Source organism: Acetobacter oeni, from assembly GCF_011516825.1.
Lineage (GTDB): Bacteria > Pseudomonadota > Alphaproteobacteria > Acetobacterales > Acetobacteraceae > Acetobacter > Acetobacter oeni.
The window spans coordinates 160,599-183,047 of the sequence record NZ_WOTA01000006.1; the positions used below are offsets into that span (position 1 = coordinate 160,599).

The following is a 22,449-nucleotide window of genomic DNA, read 5'->3' on the forward strand; positions in this document are numbered from 1 at the left end:
AAGGGGGCGTTTTCGCCCAACAGGCTGTCTACTGGTTTTGGGGTACGTCAATGAACGCACTTGCTCAACTGGGGATGGTCTCGGAACTCCCGAGCAATAACCAGATTTCTCCCGCCGCTTCTTCCTGTGAAGATGAGCGGAAAGATTATTTTGTCGAACGTGACGGCGAAAAATTCGCCGGCACGCATCTGCTCGTTGATTTGTGGGAAGCATCCTGTCTGGATGATCCTGAGCAGATTGACGCTACGCTCTGTGAAGCGGCGATTGCTGCCGGTGCTACGATTCTTCATAGTCATTTTCACCATTTTACGCCGAATGGTGGTGTGTCTGGTGTGGTGGTTCTGGCTGAGAGCCATATTTCCATTCATACGTGGCCGGAACGGTCTTTCGCTGCCGTAGATATCTTTATGTGCGGTGCATGCGATCCGAATCTGGCCATTCCGGTGATGCAGCGTCTGTTTCAGGCGGGGCGCATTCTGGTTGATGAGCAGCGTCGCGGAAAAGTTCCGGCCTGAACAGGATGTTCTGAAAATGCAGAGGTTGTTTCCGGTCGGGTGAGGTCATCGCCTGGCCGGACGCTTCTTTGCGTTGCGGAGCATGCCTGCGGGCAGACGGTCTCCCGGTGTCATATTTCCCGATATCTTCACATGGCCGGTAGTTGTGTCCGGTCATAATATATCCTGACGCTGTGTTGTTTCTCCCCGGTAAGATGCAGTGATCTTATTTTTCTGAAGGGTGTCTTATGTCTGAAACCTGGCTGAATGAAGGGCTGTATGACAGCTGGGGACAGCGGTTCCGGGTTCGGAAAGAACTGGCGCGTATAAAAAGTCCGTTTCAGGATATCGTTGTTTTTGAAAGCGAATTTCATGGTCGCGTGCTGATGCTTGACGGCGTCGTGCAGATCACGGAGGCGGATGAATTCGTTTACCAGGAAATGCTGACGCATGTTCCGCTGTTTACGCATGCGGCACCGAAGAGCGTTCTGATTATCGGAGCTGGTGACGGCGGCGTTCTGCGGCGTGTTCTTGAGCATAAGAGCGTTGAGCGCGCTGTGATGGTGGAAATCGATGGTGATGTCATCGAATTGTCAAAAAAATATCTGCCGGGTATCGCCGGAGATGCGTGGAACGACCCGCGCGCTGATGTGATCGTTGGTGACGGGATCGAATACGTTGCGAATGCGGCGGATGGTTCTTTTGATGTGATTATTGTTGACAGCACGGACCCGATCGGAGTGGGAGAAGTCCTGTTTACGGACGCGTTCTATCAGCATTGCGCGCGTATTCTCGGGACAGGCGGGCTGATTGTGAATCAGTGTGGTGTGCCGTTTATGCAGGCGGACGAACTGCGCGAGACCAGCGAGCGACGCGCGAAGTTTTTCCCGTATGTATCGGCTTATGTAGCGGCCGTTCCGACTTATGTGGGTGGGTTTATGACGCTGGGAATTGCCTGCAAGGGCGCGAATCCGGCGGTTCAGGATGTGACTGCCGTTCGGACGCGGGCGGAATTGTCAGGGATTTTGGGCACAACGCAGTACTGGACGCCGGAGATCCATGTCGGGTCGTTCAATCTGCCGCCTTATATTGCGAAGCATCTTCCCGCTTCAGAGGGGTGACGGCGAAAGGTCGGAACCGGCGCGGTTCCGATACCGGTTCCGGATTACTTTTTCTCCTGATTGAAAACGCGATCTCCGGAAATATTTGTTTGACAGCGGAATGACAGGGTGCAAGATCAGCCTGTCGCAGAGGGAGAGTCCGGCTTGCAAAGCCGGCGCCGAAGGAGCAACCGCCCCGGAATCTCTCAGGCTAACGGACCCTGCGGCACTGGTTTCTGGAGAGTGGCGCATCAGGCGTCCGCCGACGGGATAGCGATCTCAGGCAAACGGACAGAAGGGGCACGAAACTGATCCTGGTAAAGCCAGGCGGAGCGTGTGCCGATGTCTGCCTGTATATCGATTTCTGCTGACGGAGCGCTGTCGTGAGTGATGATCTTCTCCGTACTCCGTTATTTTCTCTTCATGAAGAGCTTGGTGCGCGGATGGTGCCATTCGCGGGCTATATGATGCCATTGCAGTATCCTGCGGGGATCATGGCCGAGCATTTGCAGACCCGTGAGCATGCGGGACTGTTTGACGTGTCACATATGGGGCAGGTCGCGGTGCGTCCGGTGGACGGGGATATGGCGCGGGCGGCTCTGGCGCTTGAGCGGCTGGTGCCGGTTGATGTCGTCGGACTGAAGCAGGGCCGGCAGCGGTATGCATTTTTCACGAACGATCAGGGCGGTATTCTGGACGATCTGATGATTGCCCGGATGGACGGCTGGTTTCTGGTGATCGTGAATGCGGCGTGTAAGGCTCAGGACATTGCGCTGATGAAAGCGGGGCTGGAGCCGGAATGTTCTGTTGAACCACTGGAGGACCGGGCTCTGCTGGCGTTGCAGGGGCCTGACGCCGAAGCGGCGCTGGCGCGGTTCATGCCGGATGTGGCGTCCATGAAATTTATGGATATGCGGCAGGGCACGTTTGATGGTGCGCGGGTCTTTGTGTCGCGATCCGGTTATACTGGCGAAGATGGGTTTGAAATCAGTGTTCCGGCGGCGAATGCTGAGCGGGTGGCGCGGATGCTGCTGGATCAGCCGGAGGTGATGCCGGTTGGGCTCGGGGCGCGGGACAGTTTGCGGCTTGAGGGGGGCATGTGTCTCTACGGTTCTGATCTGGATGAGACGACATCACCTGTTGAAGGTGCGCTGGAATGGGCCGTACAGAAGGTGCGGCGCAAGGGAGGCGCGCGTGAGGGCGGGTTCCCCGGCAGTTCTGCTGTGCTGGCGCAGCTTGAGAGCGGGGCTTCGCGGCGGCGTGTCGGGCTGCAGGCGGAAGGGCGGGCTCCGGTGCGTCATGGGGCGCCGCTTTTCTCGCAGGCTGAGGGGGGCGGGCAGATCGGCGTTGTGACGTCGGGTGCGTTCGGGCCGCAGGCGAAAGCGCCGGTGGCGATGGGGTATGTTGAGACGGATTATACCCTGAACGGTACAGAAATTTTCGCGGAATTGCGTGGAAAGCGGATACCTGTGACGGTGGCGGCGATGCCGTTTGTGCCGGCGCGATTCAAACGCTGAGCGGATATGGCAGCCCTGTGTCCGGGTCCGGATGCGGGGATGTTGTGGTTTTTTCAGGCTGGAGGACCTGCAAGGCGGGTCGGGAACGGGAAGAAAACAATGACGCTTTATTTCACGAAAGAGCATGAGTGGCTTCGCGTAGAAGGCGATGTGGCGACGGTCGGGATCACGAAACACGCGGCGGAGGAACTGGGGGAGATTGTGTTCTTTGAACTGAACACTTCCGCACCGGAAGTGAAGCAGGGAGACTCGATCGCGGTGGTTGAGTCGGTGAAGGCGGCGTCCGATGTTTATGCGCCGGTAGATGGTGTCGTGACGGAAGGTAATCCGAGCCTTGCGAATAATCCTGAGCTGATCAGCTCCGATCCTGAAGGTGAGGGCTGGATGATGAAGCTGAAGCTGACGAACACGGCGCAGCTTTCCGAACTGATGGATGACGCGGCGTATCACGCTCTGATTTCCTGACACCGGCACGAGGCGGCCTGGCGGCGGAGCGCTGCGCGGGTTGTCATCCGGTAATTTTCGGTTGTGAAATTTCTTGTTTCCACGAGGGAAGATCCTGACTGTGCAGACACACTGGTCCGATTTGCAGACACCTGTGCAGGCTTTTGCCTCTCGTCACATTGGTCCGCGTGAGGCGGAGATTGAGGCCATGCTGAGTGCTCTCGGGCTGGAGAGCGAGGCGGCGCTGCTGGACGAGACGGTGCCGTCCTCGATCCGCACGGAAGCGGCTGTGGGAATTGGTCCCGGCTGGTCTGAAGTCGAGGTTCTGGCGCGGCTGAAGGCGATGGCGGACCGGAACAGGGTCATGACGTCGCTGATCGGGCAGGGATATTACGGCACGATTCTGCCGGGGGTGATCCAGCGCAATATTCTGGAAAATCCTGCCTGGTACACGGCTTATACGCCTTATCAGCCGGAGATCAGTCAGGGGCGGCTGGAGGCTCTGCTGAATTTTCAGACACTGGTGACGGAGCTGACGGGGCTGGATATCGCCAATGCGTCGCTGCTGGACGAGGCGACGGCGGCGGCTGAGGCGATGGCGCTGGCAAAGCGGGTTTCGAAGAGCCGGTCGAATGTATTTTTTGTTGATGAGGACACGCATCCGCAGAGTCTGGCGGTTCTGAGGACGCGGGCCGGACCTGTCGGGATTGAGATTGTTGTCGGTGATCCGGCGAAGGAACTGGATGCGGCGTCCGTGTTCGGGGCGCTGTTTTCCTGGCCGGGCAGTTCGGGCGCGGTGCGTGATCCCCGGGCGGCGATCGAGGCTCTGCATGCGGCGGGTGCGATTGCGGTGATGGCCGCCGATCCGCTGGCGCTGGTGGTGCTGGCGTCCCCCGGGTCTCTGGGGGCGGATATCGCCATTGGCTCGATGCAGCGTTTTGGCGTGCCGATGGGCTTTGGGGGGCCGCACGCGGCTTACATGGCGGTGCGGGATGCCTGGAAGCGCAGCATGCCGGGGCGTCTGGTGGGTGTGTCGGTGGACAGCGCCGGGCAGCCGGCTTACCGGCTGGCGTTGCAGACGCGTGAGCAGCATATCCGTCGTGAGAAGGCGACGTCGAATATTTGCACGGCGCAGGTTCTGCTGGCGGTCATTGCCGGGATGTATGCCGTTTATCACGGACCGGAAGGGCTGACGGCGATTGCGATGCGGGTGGCCGGGCTGACGGCGGCGCTGGCGTCCGGGCTGCGGAAACTGGATGTGGCTGTGGTGTCGGAATGTGTGTTCGACACGGTGACGGTGCGGGTTTCAGCGGATGTCGCCGCTCATGTTCATGCGCGGGCGGTGGCGGCGGGGATGAATTTTCGCCGGGTCGGCGAGGGTGTGATCGGGATCAGTCTCGATGAAACGACGACGCCGACGGTGGTTGAGGCTGTGTGGCGGTGTTTCGATCCGGCGTGTTCGGCTGAGGAACTGGCGGCGCTGGTGCCGGGCCGGACCGGGCTTGCGGATGCCGTTCCCGCGAGGTTGCGTCGTGAGGGTGCGTTTCTGAAGCAGGATGTGTTCAGCATGCATCGTTCGGAGACGGACATGCTGCGTTATCTGCGGCGACTGGCGGACAAGGATCTGGCGCTGGACCGGTCGATGATTCCGCTGGGGTCCTGCACGATGAAGCTGAATGCGACCGTGGAGATGGTGCCGATCACCTGGCCGGGATTCTGCGATCTGCATCCGTTCGCGCCGGCGGATCAGACGCAGGGTTACGCGGAGCTGTTCCGGGATCTGGAAAGCTGGCTGTGCGCGATCAGCGGTTATGACGCGGTGTCTTTGCAGCCGAATTCCGGGGCTCAGGGGGAATATGCCGGGCTGCTGGCCATTCGGGGCTATCTCCGGGCACAGGGGCAGGAGCAGCGGGATGTCTGTCTGATTCCGGCTTCGGCCCACGGGACCAATCCGGCTTCGGCGCAGATGGCGGGGATGAAGGTTGTCGTAGTGCGCTGCGATGCCAGTGGCAACGTGGACATGGACGATCTGAAGGCGAAGATTGCGGCGCATGCGAACACACTGGCGGCGATTATGATCACCTATCCCTCGACGCATGGTGTGTTTGAGGAATCCGTGCGTGAGATCTGCGGGCTGGTTCATGAAGCGGGTGGCCAGGTTTATCTGGATGGCGCGAACATGAATGCGCAGGTCGGGATCGCGCGGCCGGGGCTGTATGGCGCGGATGTCAGCCATTTCAATCTGCACAAGACGTTTTGTATTCCGCATGGCGGTGGTGGCCCGGGCATGGGGCCGATCGGGGTGCGGGCGCATCTGGCGCCGTTCCTGCCCGGGCGTCCGGAAGAAGGGGGGGCGGCTGCGGTGTCGGCGGCGCCGTTCGGGTCGGCTTCGATTCTGCCGATTTCCTGGGCTTACATTCGCCTGATGGGGGATGAGGGGCTTGTGCGGGCGACCACGATGGCGATTCTCAATTCCAACTACATCGTGTCCCGTCTGGAAAGGGCTTACCCGATTCTTTATCGCGGCGGGAAAGGCCGCGTGGCGCATGAGTGCATCGTCGATCTGCGGCCGATTAAGGATATGACGGGCGTGACGGTGGACGATATTGCCAAGCGTCTGGTGGATTTCGGGTTTCATGCGCCGACGGTGAGTTTTCCGGTGGCGGGTACGTTCATGATTGAGCCGACCGAGTCTGAAGGGAAGCGGGAACTGGACCGGTTCTGTGACGCGATGCTGGCGATCCGCGAGGAGATCAGGCGGATAGAAGTGGGGTGTGTGACGGTTGAGGAGTCCGCTCTGCGTCATGCGCCGCATACGGCGCGGGATCTGGCCGTTGCTGAGTGGCGGCGGGCTTATCCGCGCGCGAAGGGGTGTTTTCCGCCGGGGGTGGCGCCGGACGTGAAGTACTGGCCGCCGGTCGGACGCATTGACAATGCATACGGGGACCGGAATCTGGTATGTTCGTGTCCGGAAACGGCTTCGTACGAGTAATCCCGCCGCGTATGTCGGCCCGCCGGACTGGTGATTCCCGGCCGATGGCCGTGCGGGCGGATATTCCGGGATCTGTGAAACATGGTGAAAGCGCCTTCGGCTCTGGAAAGCGGGCTGGGAAGTCATGAAACGCTGGGGCAGCGCATCCGGGCGTTGCGGCAGTATGCGGGCATGACGCAGACCGAACTGGCGCAGGCCATCGGGCTGTCGCGGAGTGCGATTGCGCACTGGGAGACGGACCGGGATGGACGGGTGCGGGAGTATCTGCCCCGGCTGTCCGAGCTGTTTCAGGTTCCTGTTGAAGTGTTTCTCAATGGCATGGCGTCGCAGGACGCGACGGTGGAACTGACAATCGATGAGGTCGATCTGCTGAAGCTGTATCGCAGCCTGGATGTCGGGGAGAGGCTGTCCGTGCAGCGGTCAATCGTGCGGCTGCTGAGGCGACGGAAGGCAGCCTGACCGGGCGGCGCTGTTTAACGCTCTTCTCTTACACGCGCTGCTGTGCTTCCCGATGAAGATCCAGCCAGGGGTGCCGTTCGGTCATGAATGTGACGATCCGGGTTCGATGATCATCATGTTCGGTGACGCTGTTGGTCATTGATGTTTCATGCACGCGGTATTCGGCGACGACTTCGGGCAGATGCGTGGATTGCAGACCCATTTCGCCGAGTGTGCACCAGAGATCGTAATCCTCCCAGCCCATGACATCACGACGGATGTAATAGCCGCCGGCTGCGGCCCAGGCCCATTTTGCGACCAGAGCCATGGCATCGATATAATTGCCGCTGATGAGCTGAAGGGGGCGGGCGGGCAGCGTGCCGACGATACCACGGGCGCTGCTGCCGCCAAATTCGCGGAGTTGCGGATAGACATAAGCGGTGAGCGGGCCGGTTCTGGCGAGAAGCCTGTCGCAGGCATCGGGAAGCAGGCGGTTATCGGCGTCCAGAGAGAGGAACCAGCGGGTTTCGCTGGCGGAGACGGCGATGTTACGGGCGGCTCCGAGGCCGATATTGTGATGTGGCGCCAGGACCAGAAGGCGGTTGAAGCGTTCGGCGTGACGTGTGGCCCAGTCGAGAATGGTCTGCACGGACTGATCGGTCGACGCATCGTCCACGACTATCAGGTCGAGGTTCGCGATGGTCTGGACGCGGACGGATTCGAGCGCTTCGACGATGAGGCTCTCGTAGTTATGGGAGGTGATGATGACGGTCACATCCGATGGCCGGAAGCTGTCATGCTCGAAGAGAATGGTGTTGTCTGCGATTTGTGGCAGACCGCGGCTGCGGTAATCGCCGCGCACGAGCCAGGTTTCGGTTGCGCGGGCGGTGGCGATCTCGTTGCCGAGTGAGGCGATGGCGGTTTCCATCAGCATGGCCTGTCGCTCGGGGCTGAAGTTCCACAGCACATCGTTGAGAGCGTCCCGGGCCATGCGGGCGCGCAGGGCGGGATCGTCGATCAGGGTGGTGAGATGGCGTTCCCACTCTTCCGGGGTGGAGGCGAGGAAGCCGGTGACACCGTTGGTGATGCATTTGCGATAGGGCTCTGTCGGGGACACCACGGAAGGGACGCCGGCCAGTGCCGCTTCGAAAAACTTAATCTCGCTTTTGACGTCGCAATAGGTGCTGTCCGGCTGGAGGGGCGCGATGGAGATATCGAACAGAGCCAGCTTTCCGGGCAGCTCGGGAAGGGGAACGGTCTCCTGCCACTCGATCCGGTCGGACACCGGCGCGAGGCAGGGGAACTCGTCGGGAAACATGATGGGGCGTTTGTTGCCGGGTTCCCGGAAGAGGACGAGGCGAAGTCCGGATCTTTCGCGCAGAAGCTTTGCGAGGGTTTCGGCAACGACGGCGAAGTCTTTCTGGTGGGTTCGTGTGCCGGCGGCGTAGCCGATGCGGATCAGGCCGTCGGACCCGGCGGCATGGCGGGCTCGGGCGGCGGCGCGGCTGAGGCGAAGGGATAATGCATCGAAGGTATTGGGCAGTGTAAACGCCAGGGAGCGGAAGCGCCGGATTTCCCGGGCGAGGGTTTCCGTTGTGGTGAAGCAGCCGTCGCACCGATCCATTGTTGCGCGCATGGCGGTGTAGAGGCTGGCAATATGTTCTTCAGTGGCGCCGGTGGTGCGGATGCCGTCCACCAGGGAGACGTTGGCGAGAGCGGGAATGAAAACCAGGTCATCGACATCGAAGATGATGACGGCCCCGTTTTCCCGGGCGAGTCTGATGAGAATACTGACGTGCTCACTGAAGGAGGCGCGCCAGAGAATGACGATGCCGGCCCAGGAAAGATCGTCGGGTGTCACGGCGGCGCAGTCCCGGAGGCGTGTGTTATGGCCGATACTGGCGCAGACGGCGGCATTGCGGGTGCAGCGATAGAGAGTGCCGGGGGTATTGGGTTCGCCGCTGATGAAGAGGACGTTCTGTCGGAGGGCTCCGGCCGGCAGGGGCGTGGTTTCGGGAGCAGCCTGAGACGATGCGTCTGGTGACGTGGGTGCCGGAAGGCTTGTGATGACGGGCCTGGAGGGAGCGGGGGGCAGTGTCAGGGGGGGCAGCGCGTTCACCGGATCGGGGATTGTGGGAACGAAGTGGGGGCGCAGCAGGGCGTGATAGAGGCGGTGTGGCAGATCGGGGCGTTGTTTTAGGAAGCTGCGGAGGGCGGTTAGGCCGGATTCCTGGTCTGTCAGTCTGGCATTCAGCCGAGTGATCTCGGCATTTTTGGCTTCGATATGCCCGGTCCAGTCCTTCACTGTTTCGACGAAAGGAATTGTTTCTGCGAGCTGCTGCTCTGTCTCTGCGAGTTGTTGTTGCGTTTCTGAGAGCTGACGTTGCGCTTTAGTAAGCAGCCCGTTTGTTTCCGCGAGTTTTTGTTGTGTCTTTACGAGGCTTTCCTGGCGGGTTGCGAGGGCGATTCTCGTTTCTGATAAGGTGAGATGAGTCTGGCGACTGGCGGTGGCCCGCTCTTTGTTCTGGCGGTCGTTTGCCTGTAGCCGGGCCAGGTCCGCCCAGTGTGTGCCGAGCATTTCAAGGCGGGCAAAGAGACGCGCCCGGGCGGTCGGGGCGAGTTTCTGCTCGTCCGTTCCCAGGAGACAGGTAAGTGTCTCCGGAATCTGTCCCGGGGCAATCAGCCCCAGCCCTTCTCCATAGGAGAACAGGCAGTTAGGGGAGGACCGGCTGAGTATTTTCCAGGCGGCGCTTCCTTCTCTGGTCTCCGTTCCGTGAAGGGCGATGATGGCGGTGGGGCTGAGCTGAGACAGGAGGTGGCTGAAATTTTCCTGCTGATCGTATCGGGATGAGCCGGCTGGCAAAGGCTGAGTGAAGTCATAGTGAACGAATCCGAAAGGTTCGCTGGTTGGTGACAGGTCCGGATGTTCCGGGGATGAAATGACCTGGATTCGTGTGCCGAGTTCCTGGCTGGAAACGATCTGTCTGGCGTAAGTGATAACGGACGGGGCGGAGTCGATGAATACAGCATCTGCGGGATGTAATGCCGGAATAAGCACCGCGAGTAGTGGCAGATATGTGTATTGGCACAGGCTGGCATCAATACCTGGAGGGGGATTGAAGGGGGCTCCGAGGCGGGAGTCGGCGAGAAGGGAAAAGACGCAGTTTTCAGCGCTTGCTGCAGGCATCCGGTCATCCAGGTTATGTATGATATTAGGGTAATTTTAATATGTAGGGCGCAGTTTATGCCCGGAGCGCGTTGTGGGTGAAAGTGGTTTGTTGTCTGACAGAAGCGCGCTGGTAATACAGATGGATCAAAGCGCTTCATGTCTTCGGTTTGTAACGCTTTTTTTTCGATTTACCCCTCTGTTTTATAGTTGCCTGGCTGTCAGTTTTTCCTCTACAATGTTACTGAAGTGAGTGCTGCCTGCGCGGATTGTAACGTCTGAATGGCATGTGGCGCAGAAAAGGAAACTAGAGAATGGCTTTAATTACCGTTCAGGGGGCGTCTGCGGGAGCGGTCGTCAATGTGACAGTGGACGGCGCCGCGACCGGTGAACTTGGGGCGTTGCTGACGCAGTTCAGTGATACCCTTACCGGTGAAATCGGTGCTGGCACGATTGTCGGTGAAAATCTCGTCGCGGGTTCGACGGACCTTGGTGCGAACAGTTCCGGCTACGGGGTGATCACCGCAGGTGGCTCGTATACCGTAACGGGTAACGTGGGTGCGATCGTTTTCGGCGGCCCGTCAACTGGCGGTCTGGTGCCAAGTTCGCATGTCTCGATTAACGCGAACGGTGTGACGTCTTCATTCGTCAGTGTCGAAGGTGGCACGACCGGTGGCGTTCAGTTTCAGGCCGGGTCGGGTTCGGGCGCTTTCGTGGCGGCTACGGGTGACAATGCTTATACCGGCGATCAGCTCGCGGGCGCAGGCAACTGGACGATCACGACCGGCGACGGCAATGATACGATCATGGCAGGCACGGGCATCAATACGATTAATGCCGGCACGGGCGACAATCTGATCGAAGTTTCGAACGGCACGAACTACGTGAAGTCGTACGGTAACGATACGATCTTTGGTGGCAACTGTGCTTATGGTCAGCATGTCACGCTCTACGGCGGAAGCTCATTTGTTACGCTGGGTGTGGATGCGTACGTCAATGACGAAGCCGGTAATGACCAGATCACGGTTGGTGGCGGTTCGACCGTTATCGGCGGGACCAGCGACAATATTTCGATCACGGACAGCTGGGGATCGGTCTTCGGCGGCACGGCCGATACGATTTCGGCGGTTGGCAATACGGTCATATCCAACTCTGACAACGCGAATGTCAGTGTCGACGGTTCCCTGACCTTTATCGGCGGAACGGGTCAGTCGACGATTACGGCGACCCAGAGCACAATCTTTGGTGCGGCCGGTCTGGATGCCATTATCACGGGCAGCGGCGATACGCTTTTTATCGCGACGAACGGCAGTGAAACGCTGAATGGCGCAAGCTCCAACAGTGCGTTGCATGCGTTTGGCACGAACGCGGGCACAACCGGTACGCAGGTGTTCATTGGCGGAACGGCTTCTGATACGCTGGTTGCTGGTGTTGGCGATGCGACCATGACGGGTGGTTCGGGCGCGGCTAACGTGTTTGCTCTGCGCGACGGACTTGCCGGTGCTAACTATACCATTACCGACTTTGGATCGGCCGCAGGTAATTTTGTCGCCCTTCTGGGTTACTCGCAGAGCGATATTACCAGCGCGGTTTCTGGTCAGACGACGACGAACGGTAACACCACGGTCACGCTGTCTGATAACAGCACGATCACGTTTGATAACGTCAGCAGCCTTACCGCTTCTGATTTCCATCTCTGGTAAGAGCTGGTTCTGTGAGATAAGAAAACCGGGCCATATGGTCCGGTTTTTTTTTGCCTTCAGCTTTAATCCGAAGCTCAGGAGACCGGTTTTATGGAGCTGAAATCGAGGTAAAATTTTGCCGCCAGAAAAGAGGGCTCCTTATAGTGGGACTGAAGGCCTGAGTGTGACAGACGAAATCGCACGTAATGAACTGGAAGCGCGTCTTCGGGATTCGGAGGCTTTGCTGGCAGGTTATCGTTCCAGCGCGTTTATCCACAGTATGCGGGCGGACGGGCTGGCTTCTGAGGCGGCTCATGCCCGGAACCAGCTGGCCGGCTGGAACACGTCACGTACGGCTCGTCTGGGGCGGCTTATCAGGATCGTCTGGCTTCTGGCTCATGGTTCCACGCCATCGGGGCAGCCCCTGCGTAAGGTCGTAAGACGTGCGGCTGAACTGGTGGAAACGGAGGGAGGCAGGGCGTTATACCGGCGTGTGACATCCCGGATTCGGGCGCGGCTGGAACTTCGACGGGACGTAAGGAAGACGGTGGCCTCACTGAAGGTGGCAGAACGGGCCAAGGTCGGAGCTGAGCCGGATGTTTATGGCGCTGCACAGCCTGCCTCCCGATTGCGGGATTTTCGGCCTTCACTTCTGATTATCGCGGAACTGACACTGCCTCAGTGCGCGAAATACCGCGTCTGGCAGCGTAAGGAGGAGCTGGAGCTTCTCAACTGGCATGTTGAAGTGACGGACTGGCGCGATATGGACGCCTCTCTGTCTGCCTTGCAGACCTGCACTGAGGTCGTTTTCTATCGGGTTCCGGCATTTCCGTCGGTTAAGGGGCTGCTGGCCGAAGCTAAGCGTCTCGGACTTTCGCCCTGGTGGGAAGTGGATGACCTGATTTTCGACGAGTCGGAATATCGGGAGAATGGCAATCTGAACAGTCTTTCGGTGAGTGAGCAGCGCGAGCTTCTGTTCGGTGTGGGACTTTTCAGGGACTGTCTGCTGAGTTGCGGGCGGGGTATCGCTTCAACGCGGGCGCTGGGTGAAGCCATGCGGCGGGCCGGGGTCAGTGACGTGCATGTCATTGAGAACGCGCTCGACAGGCAGACGATTGCGATCGCGGAGGCTGCGCGGACGGAGCGGTCCGCGAGGCCCGATCGGGATTCGATATTGCTGGTTTATGGTTCCGGGACGCGGACTCATGACGCTGATTTCCGGTGCTGCGCGGCGGGACTGATGGCGGCCATGGAGGCGGAGCCCCGTCTGCGGTTGCAGGTGATCGGCGAACTGACGCTGCCGGATGATTTCCGGCGATTTGGTGATCGTGTGGAGCAACTGTCCGGTCGGGATTATCCGGCTTATATGGCAATGCTGGCACGGGCTGATCTGACGATTGCGCCGCTGGAACCGACGGCATTCAATGATGCCAAGAGCAATATCAAATTTCTTGAAGCGGCGATGCTTGATGTCCCGGCTGTATGTTCGCCTAGGGACGCGTTTACGCAGGTGATACGAAACGGGGAGAACGGATTACTTGCTGAGAGCGCTGAGGAATGGCGCGATGCTTTGCTGGCACTTTGCTACGATCCGGGACTGAGCCAGCGGCTTGGCCGGCAGGCGCGGAGCGATGTGATACAGCGATATCGTCCGGAAGCGGTGGCACGGGAGCAGGTGGCTGTCTGTTTTCCTGAACCTGTTGTGGCTTTACCGAAGGGGCGTCCGCTTCGGGTGATGAGCGCGAATATTTATTTTGCACCCCGGTCTTTCGGGGGGGCGACGCTGATCGCTGAAGAGATGGTCAGGCAGCTTTCCGGGCGTGGCGCGGATGTGGCGGTCTTTACATCGGGGCCGTATCTGGAAGGGCATTATTCAGCTTCTCTGCGTTATGAAACAGAGGGTGTACCTGTTGTCGCGGCGCCGTTGCCGATCGATATCGACAGGGTGGCGGCGCTGGACAATCCCCGGTGCACAGAGCTGTTCCGGGCATGGCTGGAGGCCTTTCGTCCGGATGTCGTGCATTTGCATTCGGTGCAGGGACTGGGTCTTGGCATGGCTCAGGTCTGCCTGGAGCTGGGCATTCCTTATGTTATTACGCTTCACGATGCTTGGTGGCTGTGTGAGCGGCAGTTCATGGTGCGTGAGGACGGGCGCTACTGTTTCCAGCGGCATATTGATCTCAGGGTTTGCGCGGCCTGTGTCCCCGGTGCGCGGCATCTGGCTTTGCGGGCTGAGATGATGGGGGCTGTGCTGAAATCGGCGGCGCTTTTACTGACGCCGAGTCAGTCTCATCGGGCGCTGTACATGGAAAACGGCATTGAGGCCGGACAGATCAGGGTCAATCGGAACGGGTTTACGTGGCCGAAAGGTCAGAGAGCGTTACACGTTTCCGGCACACCGCTGCGCTTTGGATTTGTCGGGGGAGCGGAAACAGTGAAAGGTTTTCCGCTGATTCGTAAAGCTTTTGAGGCTCTGGAGCGGGATGACTGGGAGCTTGTTCTAATTGATAACAAGCTCAACCTTGGTTTCCCGTCAATTCTTGTGGATGACTGGAAGGTGCGGGGTCGTGTGTCAGTGCTTCCGGCTTACAGACAGGAAACGATGGATGCATTTTATGCGCGGATCGACGTCCTGCTGTTCCCGTCGCAGTGGATGGAAAGTTACGGGCTGAGTGTGCGGGAGGCCTTGGCGCGGGATGTGTGGGTCATAGCGACGTCGCCAGGCGGACAGGCGGAGGATATTGTTGACGGGGTGAACGGGACGCTGATTCCGCTGGATGGACAGGCCGGATCGCTCCGGTCGGCTGTTGAGGGCGTTCTGATGCAGAAAGAACGGTTTGATACGTACCGGAATCCCCTGAAGAGCGGGTTGCCGACCTTTGAAGGTCAGGCGACAGAGCTGACGGGGTTCCTGGAGGAAGTGGCTGGCTTACGGGCATGAGTGTGCTTGCGTTTACGGGGGATTAGAAATTCTTCGTGTAAATCTGGCGCATGCTCGATTTTACGACTATTGCGGAAAACCCGCTTCTTGCGCGCCTGATTCTCGAACGTCGGTTACAGGAAGCCGAAGGGTCTGCCGCGCAGGCTGTGCAGCATTATATGCTGTGGGAGGTCTGTCAGGTCTGCGGCGACGAAGTTGCGGCTCTGTGCCACCTTGAAGCGGCAATGACGCTTGATCCGGTGCAGTGGCATGCCGGGACGGCAGAGGCCGGAGCGCGACGGCTGGTTGTGCTGAATGCGCCCGGTTCTTTTCAGGCTAATGCACCGGTTGCGATGCTTCTGGATGAAAACACCGAGATTGAAACTGTCTGGGTTTCCGGTCGTGCGGAGGACCGGGAGAAACTGATCGCGACGGTCAGGGATCTGAAGCCGGATGCGGTGCTGATTGCCATTGCGGAAGATGATCGTCAGGCGGCGGTGATTAGGCAGGCGGAGGAGATTGCGACGGCCTGTGGCATTGCTGTTTTTAATGGCGGTGGCTGGATCAGTCGTGTGGCGCGTTCGATGACGGCGGAACTTCTTGCCGGTGTGCCTCATGTTCTGGTTCCGGAATGTACGGTGGGGCGGGCGCCTTTTGAGGATGTTCCGCCTTTTCCGTTGCTGATCCGTCCTGTTTCGTCTCATGCCGGCAATGGATTGCAGCGGCTTAATGATCGGGCCGCGCTTGAGGCATATGTGCGGGAGGTGGGCGAAGACGGGACATATTATGTCACCCGGTTTGTGAATTACGCAGGTGAGGACGGGCTCTACAGAAAGTACCGTGTTGTCTTCGTCGATGGGGTTGCGTACCCGGTTCATCTTGCGATTCATAATGACTGGGCCGTCTGGTATTACAATGCGAAGATGGAGGAACATCCGGAACGTCGTATGGAAGAGGCGCAGTTCATGCAGAATATGGCGGGCTATTTTCCATCTTCGGTGATGAGTGCGCTGGACGGGATCGCAAAGGCGGTCGGGCTTGATTACTTTGGACTCGATTTCGGTGTTCTGGCTGACGGAACACTGGTTGTCTTTGAGATTGAAACTGGCATGATCGTGCATGATCGCGATCCGGCAGATATTTATCCTTATAAATCAGCTTGTATTACAAAAATAAGAAAAGCATTTGAAGCAATGGTTGATCAGAAAAGCGGGATGCCAGCGTGTCGTAACGGACCTGATCAGAACTGATGGCTCCGGATTGCCGGTTGCAGGGTAGGCAGATGGTAATGTTCGGAATTACAGTCAATATTAAAATATAATATCTGCGTGCAGGTTTTGGGCGGTTTCTTAAACTTTGATGGGGTTATTGTTTTCCGGGAAAAGTATATCTGCCTGTGATCTGATCGAACAGATTATAAAGAAGTCTGCCTTTCAGATTTGAAGCCGTGGTTCTGGTTCGGGGTGGATTCGTTCTGAGGTAGCTGGCAATCCATTCCGGTTTGAAATTGCTGTGTGATGTTACGATCTGCTTCCATTCTGGTGTTGTAAGCAGACGGAAAGGATTATCCCGCAGAAGTTCTGTCTTAATAAAAGGAACACTTCTGCCTCGGGCCATTTGCCGCCAGCGCGCGTGCATTGGGTTGATCGCGGGGAAGAGGGTGCCGGACAGGCCGTTGCGGTCGCTCCAGAGGGCATCTGTGCCAAGACCGGCGGCCCGGCAGGCGACTGAAAGGCCCAGTTCGCCATGCCAGATCAGTTCTTCCTTAGTCATATTGACAAAATTTTGCCGGAGAGCACGCTGAACCGGTTCGGCGTCGAAACTATGTCGTTCAAAACAGACGAACCATGACTGCAGATGCGGCGTTATGGCGCGGGTTTCGACCATGCCCCAGACGTCGGCTGCTGAGGACTGCATTCTCCGGAAAATCGGAGCCAGCGGAGAGAGCGGGCCGAAGACGCTGTCATTGGCGAGCAGGACCCGACTGGCTCCGGCCGCACAGTTGTGGAGCAGGAGATGCTGCCAGGCGCCGAAATCATGTCCGGTATTAGGGCGTGGCCAGAGTATAATTCCTCTGTCATGGCAGCTTTGTTCAGTTTCTTTACTGACCTGTGCTGCGCCGGACAGGGCGACGTGAGTGGTGAAGCCACAGGAGGTCAGTTCGGATAAATAATAAAGCGTATAGGGGGGGAGTGTGCCGTCCCGGGTGTAGGCGGCAAAGAGGCAGATCTGGTCAGGCATGAATTTATTGCCGGGCTCCATGAGGGGGGTTCGGTGGGTCGTTGCGACGCAGAAGCGTGTCCGTTTTACCTCATCTTGATGTTTTTCTGCCGATATTCATCAGAAGCGAGTTTCCAGAGTAACTTTTTTCTGGTTTCCTTTTGTATGTCACGTTAAAAGCCGCGCGATTGGCCAAGTCGTTTTGACATAATGAAGGTTTCCAGGTGGCTGGCCGGTATGTGTATTCAGGGAGAGTGGGTGGTTCATGAGTAAAGCTTTTATTGCCGCAGTAATCCAGGATTCGATCAGCTGCACGGGGGTCGCTGCGAACAAGGCTGCGGCTGATCTTATGGACGCTATTATCAGGGAAATGAAGAAAGAAGGCGGTTTCACTCTTCCCTCTTTCGGAACATTCACCGTGAAAAAGACTAAGGCCCGGAAGGCTCTGAACCCGCGGACTGGCGAGCCTGTCAAGGTGAAGGCCGGCAAGACTGTGCGTTTCAAGGCAAGTCCAAATCTGAAAAAAGCCGTCTGAAGAATTCTTCACAGCGGGACGGGAGCAGTGCCTCTCTTCCTGCTGGCTGGGGTGGGAGGGATCGAACCTCCGAATGGCGGAATCAAAATCCGCTGCCTTACCGCTTGGCTACACCCCAATAGCTGCCGCTTGCGTCGCCGGATGTTTTAATGCGACCCACACGACGCGTAAAGATGCGTTGTCTGTATTATTCCACAAAACCGGCATCGGTTTCGCCGCCTGTTCCGGAACTGTCTGCCGGTGAGTCCAGGGCAGGCTGACTTGTCGTCGGAAAGAGCCCCATGCGTTCGGCACGGTCGAGGCCCTGTTCAAGGACAGCCATGGTGGTGCCCAGATCCTCGCTTTCGTCTTTTTCCCAGGCACGCAGTGTGTATGTCCAGATTGCAGTGACGCCCTGGATGCGAAGGGCGCCCTGCAGGCCGCTGGTTTCGATGCCGGCAGCTGCGGCGATCCAGTTCATGCTGTCCATAGTGGCGAGGCCGAGGATCACCGCGAGAGGCGGGTCGAAAGGCAGGCTGCGGAGAACAGTGAGGACGCCTTCACGGTATTGCTGGAAGACGTCAAATCGTCGCATCAGCAGATCGAACAGAGTCTCACGCGGGGTGGAAAGACTCCCATCATCGACCAGGGCTGCCCGGTCGGCGAGGCGTCCCAGCAGAAGCAGAATCGAAGTTTTGAACGGGTAGCGCGTCCGGACCTCTCCGATATCAAGGTCCGCATTGCGGGCAATCGCCGGCATGGAGATATTTCTCCATCCTTTACTGGCAGCCAGGGACATGGCTGAAGTGAGGAGGGCTGAATCGAACTGGTCGGCGTCTTCCATGTGCAGCGGGCTCATGATCTGGAGAAAAAAGGGCGGTCCTGTTCGGAGCGCAGTCAGGTCAGGCAGCGAGTTCCCGGGCGCGGCGAACAGCTGCGGCGACGGCTTCTGAGACCGAAGCGGGCCAGTTCTCCGGAGCATTCAGAATTTCGATGGCTGCGGCCGTTGTGCCTCCGGGGCTGGTGACGTTTCTGCGCAGTTGTGCCGCATCTTCGGGCATCTGATCAAGAAGTTCTCCCGCACCGGTAAGTGTTTTGCGGGCCAGGAGGCGGGCCGCCTGCTGTGGCAGGCCCTGTTCGATCGCGGCTTTTTCCAGAAGTTCGGCCAGGAGGAAAACATAGGCGGGACCGCTGCCGGAGATGGCTGTCAGGGCATTGATCTGGTCTTCTTCATCCACCCAGACTGTCGTGCCTGCGGCGCTGAAAAGGAGATCACTCAGTTCTTTCTTTTCTGCTCCGACATCGGTGTCGGCAAACAGGCCGGTCATGCCGCGACCGACGGCTGACGGCGTGTTGGGCATGGCTCTGACAACAGCGGGCGTGACGCCTGTAATGGCATTGGCAAACGCGCTGGTGAGAGAGGTAGTGGTGCAGCCGGCCATAACCGAGATGATGACCGGGGCATTGGCGAGCAGATCAGGGCGCTTTTTGACCAGAGTAATGATGGTTTCAGCGGCTTTTCCGGGTTTCACTGCCAGGATGATGGCATCCGGGGCGAATTTTTTTGGGATCTCATCAATCGACCGGACGAGAGAATGTGGCGCGGCTATACTGTCTTTATGCCGGTCGATGACGACGGATGGTGCGAGGCTGTTTTGTTCCCAGGCCCGGAAAAGAGCCCCTCCCATCTGGCCGCAGCCGATCAGAAGGAGGGGAGGAAGGTGGGAGGCCATCAGGCCTCGCCGGCGCAGTCGAGCATGGCGGCATCGAGAGCTTCCTGCGGCGCTTTACCGCCCCACAGAACGAACTGGAAGGCCGGGTAGAAACGTTCACATTCACTGATGGCGATGTCGATCATATCTTCCAGGCTTTCCATGGAAGCGCCGGGTGCGCCGCGCAGAAGGATAGCGTGCCGGAACATAGGCATGCCGCAGTCGAGATCGATCGAAAAATGACCGATCCAGAGTCTTTCGTTCGCCAGTGCGATGAGTTCGAAGAGGGCCTTACGCTGCTGTTCTGGAACCTTCAGATCAAAGGCGCAGGTAAAGTGCATGGCGGAAAGTTCGGCGGACCAGGAGAAAAACAGACCGTAATCGCACCATTTTCCGGGGGCTTCTGCGGCCATTTCGGCGGAATTTCGGCGTTCAAACGCCCATTCATAACTGCAGATGATCTGTTCCATCAGATCGAGCGGGTTGGAGTGGGGAGTGGAGGTGGTCATCGTCAGAGCAGGCATACTGGCCTCCCAAGCCATAAAACCGGTCCGCTGCTGCGGGCGGGCGGTTTTGTCTGCGAATCAGGCTGCGAGACGAATGTCCGACTCGCTGCGCTGTTGAGCCTATGAATCCTAGTCACGACCGGCAAGGAGGGCTGTCTCTTTTTTAGAACACGCTCCTGTCAGGCCGCATTTTTGGGCGAACCGGTCAGTTCGGGTTCGCCCCGTTATCGCCGCTCCATCCATAAGGCTGATTATTGCAACCACCATTCGCCGTATTTCCGGATACAGTATGCGTGTCCGGACCGGCATGTGTGCGTTTTTCGAGATCTGTGACACGTTTTTCGAGTGCGGCGATACGCTGGTCCGCGTCTTCCCCGGCCATGCGGGCATTGGCGGCGAGTTCCCGGACGACTTCGAATTCTTCACGGCGGACGACCTGAAGCTGGCCGAGAGCTTCATCGACACGAGAGCGCACGAGGGCATTGATCTCTTCTTTCATCCCCGCGATGGCGGAGATGGCCCCGCCGGCGACGCCGGCGAGATCGTCAAAGAGACGCGGTCGGTCTGTCATACCGGTCCTCCTGGGTCTCATGAGCCACGGATACGGCGGCCCTTCTGTTCTACTCTCGCTTATAAGCATTGAGAGCGAATTAATCCAACCCACACCGGTCCTCTTTAATGTGGGGGATCGCAGGGCGGGCGATTTTCCGGTGCGGGTCCGGTCTGGTATCGTGCGCCATCCTGATTATAAGGCTCGTCTCATGATTATCGTTACCGGTGGCGCCGGATTTATCGGATCGTGTCTTGTGGCCGCGCTGTGTGATCGCGGGCTGGATGTGGTTGTTGTCGACTGGCTGGGCGACCAGGATAAATGGCGGAATCTTCGCCACCGGCCGGCGGTGCGAATAGTGAGTCCCGACGATCTGGACGGATTCCTGGGCAGCGCGGCGGATGTCGGGGCCGTTTTCCATATGGGAGCGATCAGTTCCACGACCGCGACCGACGGTGATCTGGTCTGGGCGACCAATGTCGCGTTGTCGGAAAAGCTCCGGGACTGGTGCGCGGAGCAGAGAGTGCGTTTTATCTATGCCTCTTCCGCGGCGACCTATGGCGCGGCGGACCGGGCGGACCTGTTTTCAGACGATCCGGCGCGGCTCGGGACGCTTGAGCCGCTCAATCTGTATGGCTGGTCGAAACACATGTTTGACCAGCTGACGGAAGCGCGGCTGACGCGCGGGGGGGTGAGACCCCCGCAATGGACGGGGCTGAAGTTTTTCAATGTTTATGGTCCGAATGAGTACCACAAAGGCAGTATGATCTCTGTGGTGAAGGTCAAATACGACGAGGTGCGGGCTGGCAGACCGGCGCGGCTGTTCCGGTCAGACCGGCCGGATGTCGCGGATGGCGAGCAGGTGCGGGACTTCATCTGGGTTGGCGATGTGGTGAAGGTTATGCTCTGGCTCTACGATCATCCCGATGTGAACGGGCTGTTCAACTGCGGGACGGGCGTGGCGCGGAGTTATCTCGATCTGGCGAGGGCCGTGTGTGCGGCGGCCGGGGTTCCGGAACGGATTGAGTTCATCGACATGCCGGAAAGTTTGCGCGGGCAGTATCAGTCCTTTACCCGCGCGGATATGTCGCGCCTGCGGGCGGTGGGGTATCGGGAACCCTTTCTGAGTCTGGAAGACGGGGTCGGGCTTTATGTCCGGGACTATCTCGGTAAAAGCGATCCTTATCTCTGAGCGCCTCTGCTGAGGGAGATGTCCGCGCGGTTTTCGTGGCGTCGGTTTCCGGTTATTTCCCGTGCGGTGCGGGTTCGTTCTTCTCCGGTTTTATGGCCCTGCTTCAGGATACGTCATTATGCTGCCTGTTCTCATATTTCCGCAGTTCGACCCGGTTCTTATTCATCTCGGGCCACTGGCGATCCGGTGGTATGCGCTGGCCTATATCGCCGGGATCATCCTGGGCTTGCAGCTGCTCAAGCGGATTGTAACCTGGGCGCCCCGTGCGGCGACGGTCAGGCAGGCTGATGATTTTCTGACCTGGGTGACGCTGGGGGTCGTGATCGGCGGGCGTCTCGGGTATGTGCTGTTTTATCAGCCATCGTTTTTTCTGACGCATCCTCTGGCGATTCCGCAGGTCTGGAAAGGCGGGATGTCGTTTCATGGCGGCGCGGCGGGGGTCATTATCGCGCTGATCCTGTTTGCGCGGCGTTACGGTCTGAGTTTTCTGGCGTTTTCCGATCGGGTGACGGTGTGCGTGCCGATCGGGTTATGCTTTGGCCGGATTGCGAACTTCATCAATGGTGAGTTGTGGGGACGGGCGGCTGATCCGTCTCTTCCCTGGGCGATGATTTTTCCGGATTCTGACGGAGTGCCGCGCCATCCTTCGGAGATTTATGAGGCGCTGACGGAAGGATTGCTACTTTTTCTGGTGCTGCTGTTTGCCGCGCGGAAAGAGAATTTGCGGGCACGTCCCGGGTTTCTGGCGGGGCTGTTTCTGGCCGGGTACGGCTGCGCGCGGATTTTCTGCGAATTTTTTCGCGAGCCGGATGCATTCCTGGGGTATTTCTCCTTTGGGGTAACGATGGGCCAGATTTTGAGTATTCCGATGATTCTGGCAGGGATCGGGCTGATGGTGCATGCATTCCGGTCTCCGGAATATGCCGGCGTGCCGGATGATGCTGTGGCGTCTTCGGGAGATGTACGCTGAGCAGCGGAACGGTCTCTGATGGTCTTCCGGAG

General features: G+C 58.7%; 18 protein-coding genes, 1 tRNA gene and 1 riboswitch. Of the genes, 12 read left to right on the forward strand and 7 right to left on the reverse strand.

The genetic code is table 11. The annotated features are described in order from the left end of the window. Window positions 1–50 precede the first annotated feature (50 nt). The 6 genes from speD to GOB90_RS06190 all read left to right on the forward strand — a co-directional run bounded on the left by speD (window position 51) and on the right by GOB90_RS06190 (window position 7,006). Entirely contained in the window at window positions 51–515 is a 465-nt protein-coding gene (gene speD / locus GOB90_RS06165) for an adenosylmethionine decarboxylase (RefSeq protein WP_146885530.1), read from the forward strand. Between the two features lie 227 nt (window positions 516–742). Further along, window positions 743–1,615, forward strand: a complete 873-nt coding sequence (gene speE / locus GOB90_RS06170; protein WP_146885527.1) for a polyamine aminopropyltransferase — start codon at window positions 743–745, stop codon at window positions 1,613–1,615. A 120-nt stretch (window positions 1,616–1,735) separates the two neighbouring features. Beyond that, window positions 1,736–1,825, forward strand: a riboswitch (glycine riboswitch). Window positions 1,826–1,977: 152 nt separating this feature from the next. Then, entirely contained in the window at window positions 1,978–3,111 is a 1,134-nt protein-coding gene (gene gcvT, locus GOB90_RS06175; protein WP_146885525.1) for a glycine cleavage system aminomethyltransferase GcvT, read from the forward strand. 99 nt (window positions 3,112–3,210) lie between these two features. Beyond that, on the forward strand, window positions 3,211–3,576 hold the full coding sequence (gcvH, locus tag GOB90_RS06180; protein ID WP_146885523.1) for a glycine cleavage system protein GcvH: 366 nt from the start codon (window positions 3,211–3,213) through the stop codon (window positions 3,574–3,576). Between the two features lie 100 nt (window positions 3,577–3,676). Next, window positions 3,677–6,547 (forward strand): aminomethyl-transferring glycine dehydrogenase, encoded by a 2,871-nt coding sequence (gene gcvP, locus GOB90_RS06185; protein WP_261765907.1) that lies wholly within the window; start codon window positions 3,677–3,679, stop codon window positions 6,545–6,547. 81 nt (window positions 6,548–6,628) lie between these two features. Next, window positions 6,629–7,006, forward strand: a complete 378-nt coding sequence (locus GOB90_RS06190) for a helix-turn-helix transcriptional regulator (protein ID WP_146885521.1) — start codon at window positions 6,629–6,631, stop codon at window positions 7,004–7,006. A gap of 28 nt (window positions 7,007–7,034) precedes the next feature. Here the strand turns inward: GOB90_RS06190 and GOB90_RS06195 are convergent, their stop codons facing one another. Next, window positions 7,035–10,172, reverse strand: coding sequence for a glycosyltransferase (locus GOB90_RS06195; protein ID WP_146885518.1), 3,138 nt, complete (start codon window positions 10,170–10,172; stop codon window positions 7,035–7,037). 293 nt (window positions 10,173–10,465) lie between these two features. Here GOB90_RS06195 and GOB90_RS06200 point away from each other — a divergent pair, with 293 nt between their 5' ends. From GOB90_RS06200 to GOB90_RS06210, 3 genes are all read left to right on the forward strand, one after another. Then, complete coding sequence (locus GOB90_RS06200) at window positions 10,466–11,854, forward strand: beta strand repeat-containing protein (protein ID WP_146885516.1); 1,389 nt, start codon at window positions 10,466–10,468, stop codon at window positions 11,852–11,854. A 175-nt stretch (window positions 11,855–12,029) separates the two neighbouring features. Beyond that, complete coding sequence (locus GOB90_RS06205) at window positions 12,030–14,774, forward strand: glycosyltransferase (protein ID WP_373322050.1); 2,745 nt, start codon at window positions 12,030–12,032, stop codon at window positions 14,772–14,774. Between the two features lie 50 nt (window positions 14,775–14,824). Next, on the forward strand, window positions 14,825–16,003 hold the full coding sequence (locus GOB90_RS06210; protein ID WP_146885514.1) for an ATP-grasp domain-containing protein: 1,179 nt from the start codon (window positions 14,825–14,827) through the stop codon (window positions 16,001–16,003). A 115-nt stretch (window positions 16,004–16,118) separates the two neighbouring features. Here the strand turns inward: GOB90_RS06210 and GOB90_RS06215 are convergent, their stop codons facing one another. Beyond that, window positions 16,119–16,994, reverse strand: coding sequence for a rhamnan synthesis F family protein (locus tag GOB90_RS06215; RefSeq protein ID WP_173571952.1), 876 nt, complete (start codon window positions 16,992–16,994; stop codon window positions 16,119–16,121). Window positions 16,995–17,238: 244 nt separating this feature from the next. Between GOB90_RS06215 and GOB90_RS06220 the strand changes: the two genes are divergently transcribed. Further along, window positions 17,239–17,508, forward strand: coding sequence for an HU family DNA-binding protein (locus GOB90_RS06220; RefSeq protein ID WP_146885510.1), 270 nt, complete (start codon window positions 17,239–17,241; stop codon window positions 17,506–17,508). Window positions 17,509–17,551: 43 nt separating this feature from the next. Here the strand turns inward: GOB90_RS06220 and GOB90_RS06225 are convergent. From GOB90_RS06225 to GOB90_RS06245, 5 genes are all read right to left on the reverse strand, one after another. Continuing rightward, window positions 17,552–17,626, reverse strand: a tRNA-Gln gene (locus GOB90_RS06225). Between the two features lie 69 nt (window positions 17,627–17,695). Further along, the gene (locus GOB90_RS06230; protein WP_242011831.1) at window positions 17,696–18,346 is read right to left on the reverse strand and encodes a TetR family transcriptional regulator; all 651 of its coding nucleotides are present in this window, start codon (window positions 18,344–18,346) and stop codon (window positions 17,696–17,698) included. A gap of 43 nt (window positions 18,347–18,389) precedes the next feature. Then, on the reverse strand, window positions 18,390–19,220 hold the full coding sequence (proC, locus tag GOB90_RS06235) for a pyrroline-5-carboxylate reductase (RefSeq protein ID WP_146885506.1): 831 nt from the start codon (window positions 19,218–19,220) through the stop codon (window positions 18,390–18,392). Continuing rightward, window positions 19,220–19,723, reverse strand: a complete 504-nt coding sequence (locus GOB90_RS06240; protein ID WP_146885504.1) for a type III secretion system chaperone family protein — start codon at window positions 19,721–19,723, stop codon at window positions 19,220–19,222. Before GOB90_RS06240 ends, proC begins: the two co-directional genes overlap by 1 nt. 187 nt (window positions 19,724–19,910) lie before the next feature. Beyond that, the gene (locus GOB90_RS06245) at window positions 19,911–20,276 is read right to left on the reverse strand and encodes an accessory factor UbiK family protein (protein WP_146885502.1); all 366 of its coding nucleotides are present in this window, start codon (window positions 20,274–20,276) and stop codon (window positions 19,911–19,913) included. A 190-nt stretch (window positions 20,277–20,466) separates the two neighbouring features. On the opposite strand from GOB90_RS06245, the gene rfaD reads away from it, so the two are divergent. Together rfaD and lgt are read left to right on the forward strand one after the other, a co-directional pair. Continuing rightward, a complete protein-coding gene (gene rfaD, locus GOB90_RS06250) occupies window positions 20,467–21,447 on the forward strand; it encodes an ADP-glyceromanno-heptose 6-epimerase (protein ID WP_146885500.1) in 981 nt (326 codons plus the stop codon). Between the two features lie 118 nt (window positions 21,448–21,565). Beyond that, entirely contained in the window at window positions 21,566–22,417 is an 852-nt protein-coding gene (lgt, locus tag GOB90_RS06255; protein WP_146885498.1) for a prolipoprotein diacylglyceryl transferase, read from the forward strand. Window positions 22,418–22,449 lie beyond the last annotated feature (32 nt).

Coding starts and splice junctions, on each gene's coding strand:
- GOB90_RS06230 (WP_242011831.1), bottom strand. CDS start 18,346: ATGAGCCCGCTGCACATGGAAGACGCCGACCAGTTCGATTCAGCCCTC.
- GOB90_RS06190 (WP_146885521.1), top strand. CDS start 6,629: ATGGTGAAAGCGCCTTCGGCTCTGGAAAGCGGGCTGGGAAGTCATGAA.
- lgt (WP_146885498.1), top strand. CDS start 21,566: ATGCTGCCTGTTCTCATATTTCCGCAGTTCGACCCGGTTCTTATTCAT.
- speD (WP_146885530.1), top strand. CDS start 51: ATGAACGCACTTGCTCAACTGGGGATGGTCTCGGAACTCCCGAGCAAT.
- GOB90_RS06200 (WP_146885516.1), top strand. CDS start 10,466: ATGGCTTTAATTACCGTTCAGGGGGCGTCTGCGGGAGCGGTCGTCAAT.
- GOB90_RS06240 (WP_146885504.1), bottom strand. CDS start 19,723: ATGCCTGCTCTGACGATGACCACCTCCACTCCCCACTCCAACCCGCTC.
- rfaD (WP_146885500.1), top strand. CDS start 20,467: ATGATTATCGTTACCGGTGGCGCCGGATTTATCGGATCGTGTCTTGTG.
- speE (WP_146885527.1), top strand. CDS start 743: ATGTCTGAAACCTGGCTGAATGAAGGGCTGTATGACAGCTGGGGACAG.
- GOB90_RS06245 (WP_146885502.1), bottom strand. CDS start 20,276: ATGACAGACCGACCGCGTCTCTTTGACGATCTCGCCGGCGTCGCCGGC.
- GOB90_RS06195 (WP_146885518.1), bottom strand. CDS start 10,172: ATGCCTGCAGCAAGCGCTGAAAACTGCGTCTTTTCCCTTCTCGCCGAC.
- proC (WP_146885506.1), bottom strand. CDS start 19,220: ATGGCCTCCCACCTTCCTCCCCTCCTTCTGATCGGCTGCGGCCAGATG.
- GOB90_RS06220 (WP_146885510.1), top strand. CDS start 17,239: ATGAGTAAAGCTTTTATTGCCGCAGTAATCCAGGATTCGATCAGCTGC.
- GOB90_RS06210 (WP_146885514.1), top strand. CDS start 14,825: ATGCTCGATTTTACGACTATTGCGGAAAACCCGCTTCTTGCGCGCCTG.
- gcvH (WP_146885523.1), top strand. CDS start 3,211: ATGACGCTTTATTTCACGAAAGAGCATGAGTGGCTTCGCGTAGAAGGC.
- GOB90_RS06215 (WP_173571952.1), bottom strand. CDS start 16,994: ATGCCTGACCAGATCTGCCTCTTTGCCGCCTACACCCGGGACGGCACA.